The sequence below is a fragment of the Arthrobacter gandavensis genome (assembly GCF_039528575.1).
GTDB classification, from domain to species: Bacteria; Actinomycetota; Actinomycetes; order Actinomycetales; family Micrococcaceae; genus Arthrobacter_B; species Arthrobacter_B citreus_B.
The window spans coordinates 464,370-477,831 of record NZ_BAAALV010000007.1 but is presented as its reverse complement, the minus strand read 5'-3'; the positions used below and the strand labels follow the sequence as shown (position 1 = coordinate 477,831).

The following is a 13,462-nucleotide window of genomic DNA, read 5'->3' as shown; positions in this document are numbered from 1 at the left end:
TCGCACCGCTGTGTGTTTTACCAGCATATTCCATCCGAACCGTTTTAGCAATTCGGTGAATTCCCGAAATTCGCTTGAAACAATCGGATGATTCCACACGAAAACGAAGCTCTTTCACAGCAGAGCCGTGAACCAGCTTTTGTTTTGTGTGGATTTGGCCACCGTCCCGGGGAATCTCCGGAAGCCTAGCTTCCGGCGCCCCAACCGCGGCGACTCCAATTACTTTACACACCCACGGGCACCCGTGCAAGCCGGTTGCCGTGTGATGTCTTCCACCCCGCAAAGCGGCCTTTGGAAACCCTGGACATGCAAGAGGCCGGCACCCAACAGGGAGCCGGCCTCAAGACGTCAGCAGACTACTTCGCCGTAACGACGGCGGTGGCCAGGTTCCGCTTGCCGCGGCGCAGCAGCAGGTACTTTCCGTGCAGCAGCTCCGACTCAGCAACAACCTCATCGATCTCGGTGACCTTGCGGTTGTTCACGTAGGCACCGCCCTCGGTAATGGTCCGCCGTGCTTCCGAGTTGGTCTTGGACAGTCCGGCAGCCACCAGCAGGTCGATGATGCCAAGGCCATCCGGCGTCACCTCCGCCCGAGGCAGTTCGGCAGTGGCCGCAGTCAGCGTCGCTTCATCCAGTTCTTCGAGCGACCCCTGACCGAATAGTGCAGCCGAGGCGGCGATGACCTTCTCCGTCGCTTCGATGCCGTGCACCAGTGAAGTCACGTCGTACGCCAGTGCACGCTGGGCCTCGCGCTTGTGCGGGGCTTCCTTTACCGAGCGCTCAAGTTCTTCGATTTCCGCCTTGGTCCGGAAGGTAAAGACCTTCAGCCTGTCGATGACGTCAGCGTCCGCAGTGTTCAGCCAGAACTGGAACATTGCATACGGGCTGGTCATGGAACCGTCCAGCCATACGGCGTTGCCTTCGCTCTTGCCGAACTTGGTCCCGTCGGAATTGGTGATGAGCGGGGTGCCCAGTGCGTGCACGGTGGCTCCCTCGACCTTGCGCACCAGCTCGGTGCCGGACGTCAGGTTTCCCCACTGGTCCGAGCCGCCGGTCTCCAGCACGCAGTTGTAGTCGCGGAAGAGCTGAAGGTAATCCATGCCCTGCAGCACCTGGTAGCTGAACTCGGCGTAGCTGATGCCTTCGTCGGAGTTCAGGCGGGAGGCAACAATTTCCTTCTTGACCATGGTGCCCACCCGGAAGTGCTTGCCAATGTCGCGGAGGAAGTCGATGGCGCTCATCGGCGCCGTCCAGTCCAGGTTGTTCACCATGCGGGCGGAGTTCTCACCCTCAAAGCTGAGGAAACGCTGCACCTGTCCCTGCAGGTAGCCAACCCACTCGTTCACCGTCTCCTTGGTGTTCATGGTGCGTTCCGCCGTCGGGCGGGGATCGCCGACCAGACCGGTGGATCCGCCCACCAGCGCCAGGGGCCGGTGGCCAGCCAGCTGGAGGCGGCGCATGGTCAGCAGCTGCACGAGGTTGCCCAGGTGGAGGCTGGGCGCTGTGGGATCGAACCCGCAGTAATACGTGACCGGTTCCCCGGCGAGCAGCTTTTCAAGTTCCGCCTCATCGGTGGAGAGCTTGATCAGCCCACGCCATTTCAGTTCCTGCCAGATATTGGCAAAGCTCGGATCGTTCTGCTGGGCAGCAAGGCCCTCGGGGGTCTGGGTATTCTGTGGCACGCCTTCTAAATTATCAGGATTCGCTGCCGTCGATGCCCGCAGGGATACCGTGCTCCGCAATAAGACGCAGTCGCTGCGTGGGACGGGTCATGGCGACATACAGATCCCCCACCTTCCCGGCGGCCGCCGTGAGCAGCTCGGACGGTTCGAGGATGATGACGCCGTCGAACTCCAGGCCCTTGGCCTCGCGCGGGGAAATCACCACGATGTCCTGGCTCAGGCCGCCGGCACCGGTGCCAACACGGTTCCCGTACAGGGCGGTTACCTCCTTGCGGACGCGTTCCAGCCTGTGGTCCTCGGTGATGACGGCCAGCAGGCCTCCCTCGATCGCGGCAAGGTCTTCCGGAAGCGTCTCAAGCAGCCGGGGCAGCAGGCCGCCCTCGGGCACGTTGTCCAGGAACGGCGCCCACTGCCCGTCGCGGACGGCCTTGGGCGCGGAAACCACCAGTCCGGCCGCATTGGCCATGCGGACGGCTGCTTCGGCGATCTGCGCAGGGGTGCGGTAGTTGACGGTGAGTTCTTCCAGGGTCCACCGCTCCCCCACAAAGGGCTCCAGCGCCTGCTGCCAGGACGTGGCGCCGGCGGCGGAGGACGTCTGTGCAATGTCGCCCACCACGGTGAAGGATTTCAGCGGGCAGCGGCGCATGAGCAGCCGCCATTGCATGGCTGAGAGTTCCTGGGCCTCGTCCACCACTACGTGGCCAAAGGCCCAGGTGCGGTCCACTGCGGCACGGTCCGCTGCGGTCAGCCGCTGCTCAGTGGCCATGTTGTGGTTGGCCAGGTCTTCGGCGGAGAGGATGCCGTGGGCTCCGGAGTCTTCCAGGAATCCTTCGGTGTTCTCAATGGCACGCTCGGCGTTGGCAAGGTCCCGTTTCCGGGCCTCTTCCAGGGCTGCACTGTCCCGGCCTGCGGAGGCGTCGAGTTCTCCGAGCAGTTCGGCGGCTTCGTCCAGCAGCGGAACATCGGCTTCAGTCCATGGTGCGTCCGGGCTGCGCCGCAGTGCTGCGCGCTCAGCCTCCGTAAGTTCCGGGGCCGCGGCTTCAAGGTGCCCGGGCTTGCTGAAGAGTTCGCTGATGAGCTTTTCCGGCGTCAGCGGCATCCAGCACAGGTTCAGGGCCACCCGGACATCGCGGGAGCTGCGCACATCCTCGGCGAGATAGGCGCGGTCGGTGCTGTTGCCGGCACCGGCCGATTCCTCCAGGATCTCCGTCATCTGGTCGGTGAGCTCCCGCAGCAGGATCTTCACGAACGTTACGCGGGCCTCGTTGTGCGGCTTGCCGGTGGCACGGGCACGGTCCCGGGCGCGGGCTACCTGCTTGGGTGTCAGGGTGACCCAGGTACCTTCGATGTTCAAGCGCCGCGGCTCGGTGAAGTTCCGCTGGCGGTTCGCGACGGCACGGGCAACGACGTCGGCCATTGAGAGCCGGCCCTTGATCTCCGCCGCCGCGGGAGTCTCTTCTCCGGAGGCAGTGATGCCGGGCATCAGCTGGCCAAGACTGGACATAACGACGCCGGTCTCGCCCAGGGAAGGCAGCACACGTTCGATGTACCGGATGAAGGCGTTGGAAGGACCAACCAGCAGCACGCCGGCGGACTTCAGCCGTTCGCGGTGGGTGTAGAGCAGATAGGCGGCGCGGTGCAGGGCAACGGCGGTCTTGCCGGTGCCCGGTCCGCCCTGGACCACGAGGGTTCCGGGCAGCGGGGCACGGATAATCCGGTCCTGTTCGGCCTGGATGGTGCCGACGATGTCCGACATCTGTCCGGTCCGCTTGGAATTCAGGGCAGCAAGCAGTGCACCCTCACCCTGCAGATCCTGCCCCTCTTCGAGCATTGAATAGTCCAGCACGTCGTCTTCCAGGCCCTGGACCTCGCGCCCCTTGAGCATCAGGTGGCGTCGGCGCCGCACACCCTGGCGCTCGAAAGCGGTGGCCTGGTAGAAGGTGCCCGCTTCGGGTGCCCGCCAGTCCACCATGAGTCGCTGCAGGTCCGAGGTGGAGAGACCGATGCGCCCGATGTAGCGGGTCTCGCCGTCGTCGAGGTCAAGACGGCCGAAGACCAGGCGGTCGTCGACGGCCATGAGCTGCGCCAGCCGGTCTTCATACATGGTGGCGAACGCATCGCGTTCCGACCGGTTCTGGTGTGACCCCGCGGAGTGGCTGCGGCGCACCTGGGCCAGCTGCTCACGTTTTTCCTCGCGCAGCTCATCGAGCCGGTGGTACAAGCCAGCCACATACTGGCGCTCGTTTTCCAGCTCCATATGGGCCGAAGACTCTTCAGGCATGTTCGCGTTCCCTCTCGCAAAGGCAGACCGTCAAGTTTACCCCGCTTCGGCACATTTTGTATGCCCTGTCCAGAGTGCGGCCCTGCGGCGGACTGCCGGGGGCCAAAAGGCTAGTACGTGCGCAGGGAATGGACGTGGTAACCGGCCAGGTTTTCGCGCCCTCCAAGGCCGTCGAGTTCAAGTACGACGCCGATCCCGGCGACGCGTGAACCAGCACGTTCGATCAGCCGGGCGGTGGCGCCCAGGGTGCCGCCGGTCGCCAGGACATCGTCCAGGACCAGGACCCGTGAGCCGGCCGGAATATCACCAATGTGGACTTCGAGGCTGTTGGTGGCGTATTCCATCGAGTACGTCTCGTTGTACGTGGGGCGCGGCAGCTTGCCGGGCTTGCGGACGGTGATGACACCATGTCCGGAGGCGTAGGCTGCAGCCGCAGCCAGCAGGAAACCGCGTGCTTCAACGCCGGCAACGAAGTCGAAGGTTCCCTCGAACTCAGCCAGCAGCGCATCGACCATTCCGCGCAGGGCAGGTCCGTCGGCGAAGACCGGGGTCAGGTCGCGGAACGTCACCCCCGGCGTCGGGTAATTCGGCACCACTGCGCAGAGGCGGTCAATGGTCTCAAGGATGGATTCTGCCGGGGCAGCTGAACCGGCAAGGGGGGCTGAAGCTTCGTCTTTCACCCATCCACCTTACCGGGCCGGGGCCCGGACTCGCCCGCCCGGTGCCCTTACGGGGATGCGCTGCTGGTCACAGGGTCCTGTGGTTTAGTCCGTTGCGGCGGTGGCGCCGGCCGGTCGGCGACGCTGCACCGCAGGGCGGTACTTGGAGACACTGGGCTCGCCGGTGAGCCAGAAACGCCAGGGGTAGGCCTCGGAGCCGCCCGCTCCGCTGACCCCAACCCGGGGACCGCGGGAGGTCAGGGCAGGATCCGCCGCTGCCTGCGGCAGCTCGAGCCGCAGCGGCCCGGCGAAGACGTCCGCCCCGTTCAGGTTCCGGTCGATCCCCAGCGCCTGGGCCAGCCGCGCCGGACCGCGGGCAAGGTCCAGATCGGTCTTGGGTTCTCTCCGGCGAAGGCGGGCAAGTGAGTGCCCCTCCACTATTTCCCCTGCCCGCAGCAGGAGGCCGGTAGCCTGGCCTTCCACACCGCAGACTACGTTGGCGCAGTAGTGCATCCCGTAGGTGAAGTAGACGTAGAGGTGTCCCGCCGGACCGAACATGGTGGAGTTGCGCGCGGACTGGCCGCGGAAAGCATGCGAACCGGGGTCTGCTTCACCCAGGTAGGCCTCAACCTCGGTGATCCGTACGGCCACGGGACCATCCGGTGAATCGCGGTGCAACACTGCTCCCAGCAGCCAGGGTGCTGCTTCGGTTGCGGGGACGGCCAGGAGGCTGCGGGGATCGGAAACGTCCATTTCCTTACCGTAAAGGGCGGGCCGTCCGCGCGAGAAACTCAGAGGGTTGCGCGGTAGAGGGCTTCGAGTGCACGCAGCCGGTGGGAGTTGGGGTGCGGGGTGCTGCCCTGCAGCCGGATCGCGGCCGAATCAAGGGCCAGATGCCATGCAGCCATCAGCGCGGCAGTGTCTTCGACCGAGCCGCCCTCCACCCTCTGGCGCACGTGCAGCTTCGCCGGCCCGCCGTCGTCGCGCACTTCCGTCACGGCTTCCTCTCCAATACCCAGGTTCCCGCTTGACGCTTCGACGGCGGCGCGTACGTCCTCCGCCGGAGCCCGGTACCAGCGTTCGAACTCCAGGCTCCTGCCGTCGGGGTTCTCCACCACCTTTCCCATGGTGGGACTGACGTCGAACTCCCGGGAGTAGGCATCGCGCAGCGCCTCCCAGGAACCCGGTTCCTCCTCCGGCGGCGCGTTCCCGGCGGCAACGGCGGCGAAGGCGCCCATGATCCCCTGCCAGCCGGCGCTGCCCTCGGCCAGGAAATCCGCGGTGTCCGAATGTGCGCGGAAAGTCAGCAGCGAACCGCCGTCTGATTCCAGGACCTGCCAATCCAGCACTGACTCTTCACCGAGCTCATCGTCCCAGGAGATCTGCAGGCTGGAGCGGGGGTTGAGCTGCAGCACTGTGCCGGAGACACCGCTGCCGCCCTTCTCCAGGGTGTACTCCTTGCCCAGCTCCCAGTCCGGATGGACGGGTCCCAGCCACTGTTCCACCTTCTGCGGATTGGTCAGGACGTCCCAGATGTGGGCGGTGGGGTAATCAAGCTGTTTGTCGAACGCCAGCACCCACCCGTCGGTAACCTTTTCGATCCGGCCCTCGGGGACGGGCCGGGTATCGCTGCTGCTGGACGGTGATGGGCTTTCAGCCATGGCCCGGCCTTCCTGGACGTGGGGTGCGGACCATTTCAGGCTAGCGGGGGCGGGCCTCCGGCGGGAGGGGGTGCACGCGGCGCGTTCCGCCCGGCACCGAAGAGCGGCTACCTCGGGTAGCGGAACCGGATGTGCCGGTTTCCCGGATCCGCCTGCCAGAACTCGACTTCCCGGGGTGAGAGTGCGTAGAGCTGCCAGGACGGGTTCTGCGAGCCGTCCGCGCCGGGCCGTTCGTTCCAGTCCCGGGCGGAGGCTTCGGCGTCCAGCTGCACCACGCTTCCTGCCACCCGGATCTGGCGGCCTTGGCCGTACCAGTAGAAGTTCATGGCAGCGCGGGGGTTCTGCTCAAGCTCCCGCCCCTTCCGTGAGGTCCGCGAGGTAGCGAAATGCCAGCCGTCGGCGTCGAGGTCCTTCAGGATGAGCATGCGGGAGGAGAGGTTCCCGGCGTCATCCGCCGTCGCCAGGGAAAAGGCGTGCGGCTGCGGCACACCGGCTGCCAGCGCTTCCTCGAGCCAGCTCAGGAACAGTTCGGCCGGGTCCTCCGGTGCCTGCTCCGGGTCGAAGCCGGGCAGGCCGGAAGCGAAGTCGGGCAGGGCCCGCAGCGTGCGGCGCAGGTTCGGGTTGGGCATGGCTCCACGCTATCCCCTCCCCAAATCGAGATGGCAGAAACTGCCCGTATGACACGTCAAACGGGCAGTTTCTGCCATCTCGATGGTGGGGGAAGGCTTAGGCAGCGAAGGCGCGGGCGGCGTCGAGCTGCTTCTTCAGCTCGGTTAGCTGCGATTCAACGGCCGAGCGGGCAGTACCGCCCTGACTGCTGCGGCTGTCCAGCGATCCCTCGGTGGAAAGAACGGCGCGGACTTCCGGGGTGAGGTGCTCTGAAATCCCGGCGTAATCCTCATCGCTCAGGTCCCAGAGTTCGACGCCGCGGGTTTCGGCCAGCTTCACGGCGGCACCGGAAAGCTCGTGCGCCTCCCGGAACGGCACCCCCTGGCGGACCAGCCATTCGGCGATGTCCGTTGCCAGCGCAAAGCCCTGCGGAGCCAGGGACTGCATGCGTTCGGTGTTGAAGACCAGGGTCGCGATCATGCCGGAGACGGCCGGGAGCAGCAGTTCCAGGGTGTCCGTTGCGTCGAAGACGGGTTCCTTGTCCTCTTGCAGGTCCCGGTTGTACGCCAGCGGCAGGCCCTTGAGCGTGGCCAGCAGTCCGGTCAGGTCGCCAATGAGGCGGCCGGCCTTGCCGCGGGCCAGTTCAGCCACGTCCGGGTTCTTCTTCTGCGGCATGATCGAGGAGCCCGTGGAGAAGGCATCGTCGAGCGTGACGAAGGAGAATTCCTTGGTGGCCCAGAGGATGATCTCCTCGCTGATCCGGGACAGGTCGACGCCGATCATGGCGGCAACCCAGGCGAACTCCGCGTACACGTCGCGGGAGGCGGTGCCGTCGATCGAGTTCCAGGCCGCGGAGTCGAAGCCCAGGTCCGCGGCGACGGCGTTGGGGTCCAGCCCCAGCGAGGACCCGGCCAGCGCACCGGAACCGTACGGGGAAACCGCTGCACGCTTGTCCCAGTCGGCCAGGCGCTGCACGTCGCGCAGCAGGGCCCAGGCGTGGGCCAGCAGGTGGTGGCTGAGCAGCACCGGCTGGGCGTGCTGCAGGTGGGTGCGGCCGGGCATGGCGACACCGAGGTGCTTTTCGGCCTGCTCCACCAGGGAATCGACCGTGGCCAGCACGCCTGAGACGATGATCCTGGCGTGGTCGCGCAGGTACATCCGGCCCAGCGTTGCGATCTGGTCGTTGCGGGACCGGCCAGCGCGGAGCTTGCCGCCCAGCTGCGGTCCGGCCCGCTCGATCAGGCCGCGTTCCAGGGAACCGTGGACGTCCTCGTCGGAGTCCGCGGGGAGGTAGGCGCCGGACCGCACATCGGCGTCGAGCTCGTCCAGGGCCTTGAGCATCCCGGCGAGTTCTTCGTCGGAGAGCAGGCCTGCCTTGTGCAGCACCCGGGCGTGTGCCCGGGAGCCGGCGATGTCGTAGCCGGCAAGCCGCCAGTCGAAGTGGGTGGACTTGCTCAGGGCTGCCAGTGCGTCGGCGGGACCGCCGGCGAAGCGGCCGCCCCACAGTGCACCCTGGACCGTGGAGCCGCCGGCTCCAGGCTGGGATTCGATTGACGGCTTGCCGTTACTCATTGCTTACTTACCTTCTGCCAAACGCTGGTCGCGGCCGGAGGCCACCTTGGAGGACATGCCGAAGAGTTCAATGAACCCGCGGGCCATCGACTGGTCGAAGGTGTCTCCGGTGTCATAGGTGGCGAGGTTGAAGTCGTACAGCGAGGACTCCGAACGGCGGCCGGTAACGGTGGCGCGGCCTGCGTGCAGGTCCATGCGGATGTCGCCGGAGACGTACTTCTGGGTGTCTTCGATGAAGGCGTCCAGGGAGTTCTTCAGCGGGGAGAACCACTGGCCGTCGTAGACCAGTTCGGTCCAGCGCTGGCCGACCGTCTTCTTGAAGCGGGCCTGCTCGCGCTCCACCGTGACGTTCTCGAGCTCGCGGTGCGCGGCCATCAGGGCCATGGCACCCGGTGCTTCGTAGATTTCGCGGCTCTTGATGCCCACGAGGCGGTCTTCGACGATGTCGATGCGGCCAATGCCCTGGGCACCGGCGCGGCGGTTCATCTCCTCGATGGCCTGCAGCGGGGTGACGGGCTTGCCGTCGATAGCTACCGGAACGCCTTCCTTGAAGGTGATGACGACTTCGTCAGCGGCGATGCCGGAGGCGGGGTCTGCGGTGTATTCGTAGACGTCCGGGGTGGGGCCGTTCCAGATGTCTTCCAGGAAGCCGGTTTCCACGGCGCGTCCCCAGACGTTGGCGTCGATGGAGAACGGGTTCTTCTTGGTGGTGACGATCGGCAGGTTCTTCTCCTCGGCGAAGGCAATTGCCTTGTCGCGGGTCAGGGCCAGGTCACGGACCGGGGCTATGCACTTCAGGTCCGGGCCCAGGGTCTGGATGCCGACCTCGAAGCGGACCTGGTCGTTGCCCTTGCCGGTGCAGCCGTGCGAGACGGTGGTCGCACCGAACTGGCGTGCAGCGGCTACCAGGTGCTTGACGATAACCGGGCGGGAAAGCGCGGAGACCAGCGGGTAGGAATCCATGTACAGGGCGTTGGCCTGCAGCGCCGGCATGCAGTACTCGGCGGCGAATTCGTCGCGGGCGTCAGCCACGTAGGCTTCCACCGCGCCGCAGTCGAGGGCACGCTGGCGGATGGTCTCAAGGGATTCGCCACCCTGTCCGACGTCGACCGCCACGGCGATGACCTCGGCGCCGGTTGCCTCGGCAATCCAGCCGATGGCTACAGACGTATCCAGGCCACCGGAGTAGGCCAGAACAATACGTTCGCTCACGAATGTGCTCCTCTTGTGTTTGGTGCAGCACGCAGGCTGCGGGTTGGTTCTAAAAGTGGGGGGAAACCTGGTGCGGCGGCCCTGCCGGTCCGGTTTCTACAGTATGCGATTGTCAGGTGCCTGGCCGCTGGCGGTTGCCTCATCCGCAATGGAGAGGAAGCGCGCGGCCAGCTCCGCTCCGCCGTCGGGTTCCCGGGTCACCAGCAGGACTGTGTCATCTCCTGCCAGCGTGCCCAGGATCGAAGGCATGACGGAGTGGTCGATGGCCAGGGCCAGGAAGTTCGCGGCCCCGGGCGGGGTGCGCAGCACCACGATGTTTCCGGACGCTTCCGCTGTAACCAGCAGTTCCCCGCACAGCCGGGCCAGCCGCGCGTCGAGCACTTCCTGGGTGATTCCCGACTGCGGGGTGCGCTTGCCGCCTTCGGCCGGAACGGCGTACACCAGCACCCCGTCCTTGCCGCGCATGCGCACGGCGCCGAGTTCCACCAGGTCGCGGGAAAGCGTGGCCTGGTTGACCTGCACGCCGTCGTCCGCCAGCAGGGCGGCAAGCTCCGCCTGCGACCGCACCGACAGCCCGGTCAGCAGCGCGCGGATGCGTGCCTGCCGGGCCGTCTTGGTGGTGGGCATGCTCATGCCGCTTCCTCCGGGATCCCGGTGAGGCCGGACCGTGCCATGAGCCACACCATCAGGGCTTTCTGGGCGTGCAGCCGGTTCTCGGCTTCATCCCAGACCACGGACTGCGGGCCGTCGATCACGTCGGCGGAAATCTCGTAGCCGCGGTACGCGGGCAGGCAATGAAGCACGACGGCGTTCTCCGCGGCCTGCGCCATGGCGGCGCTGTCCACGGCATAGTCCCGGAACAGTTCCTGGCGGGCGGCCTTCTCGTCTTCCTGGCCCATCGAAACCCAGGTGTCGGTGGCGACGACGTCGGCCCCGGCGAGGGCTTCGGCCGCATCGGTGGTGATCGTTACCGATCCCCCGGTCTCCTCGGCACGGGCCGCTGCGGCGTCCACAATCTTCGGGTCCGGCAGGTAGCCCACCGGCCCCGCGACGCGTACGTGCATCCCTGCGGTGACGCCCGCAAGCAGGTAGGAGTTGGCCATGTTGTTGGCGCAGTCCCCCAGGTAGGTCAGGGTGAGTCCCGCGAGGGTGCCCTTGTGTTCCCGGATGGTCATCAGGTCCGCCAGGAGCTGGCAGGGGTGGTAGTCGTCGGAGAGCGCGTTGATGACCGGAACGGAAGAGTTCGCGGCCATTTCTTCCAGCCCCGACTGGGCGTAGGTGCGCCAGACGATGGTGGAGACCATGCGCTCCATGACCTTGGCCGTGTCCGCAATGGATTCCTTGTGGCCCAGCTGGGACTCCCCCGCGCCGATGATCAGCGGCGCGCCGCCCAGGTCGGAGATACCGGCAGCAAAGGACACCCTGGTCCGGGTGGAGGTCTTGTCGAAGATAACGGCAACGGTCTGCCGGCCGGAGCCCTCACCGGCGTAGGGCTGGTATTTCCAGCGGTCCTTCTTCAGGGCATCCGCGAGGTCCAGGACTTCGGCCTGTTCGGCCTGGGTCAGGTCGGTGTCAACGAGGAAGTGGCGGGTCATGGCTGTCCAATCGTCGTGGCCGCGGCGGCCTGCAGAAGGGCGGGAAGCTGATCCAGGAAACTCTGTGCCTGGTCCGTGGTGAGGATGAGCGGCGGCGCCAGGCGGAGCGTTGCCGGGCCGGTCGCGTTGATGATAAAACCTGCGTCCAGCGCTGCTGTCACGACCGCGGGGGCAAGGTCCTGTTCCAGGTCGAACCCGACCAGCAGGCCCTCGCCGCGGACTTCACGGACCCCTTCAATGCTGCGGAGGCTGTGGCGCAGGAACTCCCCCGTGGCCTGGCTGTTCGCCAGGATGTCTCCGGTTTCAAGTGCGGAGAGCGTGGCCAGCGCCGCAGCGGTGGCGACGGGGTTGCCGCCGAAGGTGGTTCCGTGCTGGCCGGGGCTCAGCAGGGACGAAACCTCTGGTCCGAAGGTGATGAGGCCGCCGATCGGGAATCCGCTGCCCAGCCCCTTGGCCACGGTCATGGCGTCAGGCAGCACGCCTTCGGAGGCGAACCAGCGTCCGGTGCGGCCGATTCCGGTCTGGACCTCGTCGAATACCAGCAGCGCACCGGCGTCGCGAGTGATTGCACGGGCTGCTTCCAGGTAACCGGCCGGCGGCACCCGCACACCGGCTTCACCCTGGATGGGTTCGATGAACACAGCCGCGACGGTCTCGTCCACGGCGGCACGCAGCGCCTCGACGTCGCCGTACGGGATGTGCTCGACGCCGGCGGGAAGCGGTTCGAAAGGCTCACGGTAGGCGGGCTTGGCGGTCAGCGCCAGGGCGCCCATGGTCCGGCCGTGGAAGGCACGGTCCATGGCGATGATCCGGGTGCGTTCCGGCGTGGAGTTGCGCCGGGCGAGCTTGAAAGCGGCCTCGATGGCTTCGGTGCCGGAGTTGGCGAAGAAGACCTTGGATCCTGCCGGGGCCTGGGCGAGCTGCAGCAGCTTCTCGGCCAGCGCCACCTGCGTAGGACTGGTGAAGAAGTTGGAAATGTGTCCCAGGGTGTTGAGCTGGCTGGCAATCACGGAAGTGACGAACGGGTGGGCATGACCCAGGGCGTTCACGGCGATTCCACCGAGCAGGTCCAGGTATTCTTTGCCGTCCGCGTCCCAAACCGTGCACCCGTGGCCGCGGACCAGCACGCGCTGCGGGGTGCCAAAGACACTCATCAGCGAATCGGTGTAGCGGGCGAGCCACTCGCTGCCGGAACCGGCGGGGTCCACGACGGTGGACACTGCGGTGTCGCCTGCGGGGGTAGCGGGGGTGCTCATGCTTCTGCTCCGTCCGGGATGATCTGGGTGCCGATGCCGGCAGTGGTGAAGACTTCCAGCAGCATCGAGTGCGCCATGCGGCCGTCGACGACGGCGGCGCGGTCCACTCCCCCGTCCACGGCAGCCAGGCAGGCTTCCATCTTGGGGATCATGCCGGATTCAAGCGACGGGAGCATCTCCCGCAGTTCGCCGGCAGTGAGGGCGGAAATCAGCGAAGATTTGTCCGGCCAGTTGGCGTAGAGGCCTTCGACGTCGGTCAGGACCACCAGGCGGCAGGCTCCCAGCGCCACAGCCAGGGCGGCCGCTGCGGTGTCCGCGTTGACGTTGAGTACCTGCCCGGTGGGGTTGCCGTCGGCACCGATTTCCGGGGCCACCGTGGAAATCACCGGGATCCGGCCGGCTTCGATGAGGTCCAGGATGGCGCCGGGGTTTACACCCACCACTTCGCCGACGAGACCCAGGTCCACTTCTTCTCCGTCAATGACGGTTCCGGTGCGGACGGCCTGCAGCAGCCCGCCGTCTTCGCCGGAGAGGCCGACGGCGTAGGGTCCGTGGGAGTTGACCAGGCCGACCAGTTCGCGGCCCACCTGCCCGGTAAGCACCATGCGGACGGCGTCCATGGCTTCGGGAGTGGTGACGCGCAGCCCGCCCTTGAACTCGGATTCGATGCCGAGCCGGTCCAGGAGGGCACTGATCTGCGGCCCGCCGCCGTGCACCACTACGGGGTGCACGCCCACGTGGTGGAGGAAGACGATGTCTTCGGCGAAGGCCTGGCGCAGTTCGTCGTTGATCATGGCGTTGCCGCCGTACTTGATCACGATGGTGCTGCCGGCGAAGCGCTGGATCCAGGGCAGGGCTTCAATCAGGGTGGCGGCCTTGTCCTGTGCCGCCGCCTGGTCCTGCTGGGTGGCTGTACTCATGCTGTTCTTTTCCCG

At 66.5% G+C, this 13,462-nt stretch carries 12 protein-coding genes; all 12 read right to left on the bottom strand.

The window, feature by feature from the left end:
* Positions 1-356 precede the first annotated feature (356 nt).
* On the bottom strand, positions 357-1,682 hold the full coding sequence (tyrS, locus tag ABFX29_RS15720; protein ID WP_152228420.1) for a tyrosine--tRNA ligase: 1,326 nt from the start codon (positions 1,680-1,682) through the stop codon (positions 357-359).
* Positions 1,683-1,695: 13 nt separating this feature from the next.
* A complete protein-coding gene (locus ABFX29_RS15715; protein WP_152228421.1) occupies positions 1,696-3,963 on the bottom strand; it encodes a UvrD-helicase domain-containing protein in 2,268 nt (755 codons plus the stop codon).
* Positions 3,964-4,073: 110 nt separating this feature from the next.
* Positions 4,074-4,643, bottom strand: coding sequence for an adenine phosphoribosyltransferase (locus ABFX29_RS15710; protein ID WP_152228422.1), 570 nt, complete (start codon positions 4,641-4,643; stop codon positions 4,074-4,076).
* Positions 4,644-4,727: 84 nt separating this feature from the next.
* Entirely contained in the window at positions 4,728-5,375 is a 648-nt protein-coding gene (locus tag ABFX29_RS15705; protein ID WP_152228423.1) for a DNA-3-methyladenine glycosylase, read from the bottom strand.
* A gap of 38 nt (positions 5,376-5,413) precedes the next feature.
* Complete coding sequence (locus ABFX29_RS15700; RefSeq protein WP_152228424.1) at positions 5,414-6,283, bottom strand: SRPBCC domain-containing protein; 870 nt, start codon at positions 6,281-6,283, stop codon at positions 5,414-5,416.
* A 107-nt stretch (positions 6,284-6,390) separates the two neighbouring features.
* Entirely contained in the window at positions 6,391-6,912 is a 522-nt protein-coding gene (locus tag ABFX29_RS15695; protein WP_152228425.1) for a pyridoxine/pyridoxamine 5'-phosphate oxidase, read from the bottom strand.
* A gap of 97 nt (positions 6,913-7,009) precedes the next feature.
* A complete protein-coding gene (argH, locus tag ABFX29_RS15690; protein WP_152228426.1) occupies positions 7,010-8,464 on the bottom strand; it encodes an argininosuccinate lyase in 1,455 nt (484 codons plus the stop codon).
* Positions 8,465-8,467: 3 nt separating this feature from the next.
* Complete coding sequence (locus ABFX29_RS15685; protein WP_152228427.1) at positions 8,468-9,676, bottom strand: argininosuccinate synthase; 1,209 nt, start codon at positions 9,674-9,676, stop codon at positions 8,468-8,470.
* 96 nt (positions 9,677-9,772) lie between these two features.
* A complete protein-coding gene (locus ABFX29_RS15680; protein WP_152228428.1) occupies positions 9,773-10,309 on the bottom strand; it encodes an arginine repressor in 537 nt (178 codons plus the stop codon).
* Positions 10,306-11,271 carry an ornithine carbamoyltransferase gene (argF, locus tag ABFX29_RS15675; RefSeq protein WP_152228429.1) on the bottom strand — a complete coding sequence of 322 codons (966 nt, stop codon included), beginning with the start codon at positions 11,269-11,271 and terminating at the stop codon, positions 10,306-10,308. Before argF ends, ABFX29_RS15680 begins: the two co-directional genes overlap by 4 nt.
* Complete coding sequence (locus tag ABFX29_RS15670) at positions 11,268-12,527, bottom strand: acetylornithine transaminase (protein ID WP_152228430.1); 1,260 nt, start codon at positions 12,525-12,527, stop codon at positions 11,268-11,270. The genes argF and ABFX29_RS15670 overlap by 4 nt, the downstream gene beginning before the upstream one ends.
* Positions 12,524-13,447: an acetylglutamate kinase gene (gene argB / locus ABFX29_RS15665; protein ID WP_152228431.1), complete on the bottom strand. Its 924-nt coding sequence runs from the start codon at positions 13,445-13,447 to the stop codon at positions 12,524-12,526. The genes ABFX29_RS15670 and argB overlap by 4 nt, the downstream gene beginning before the upstream one ends.
* Positions 13,448-13,462: the final 15 nt, after the last annotated feature.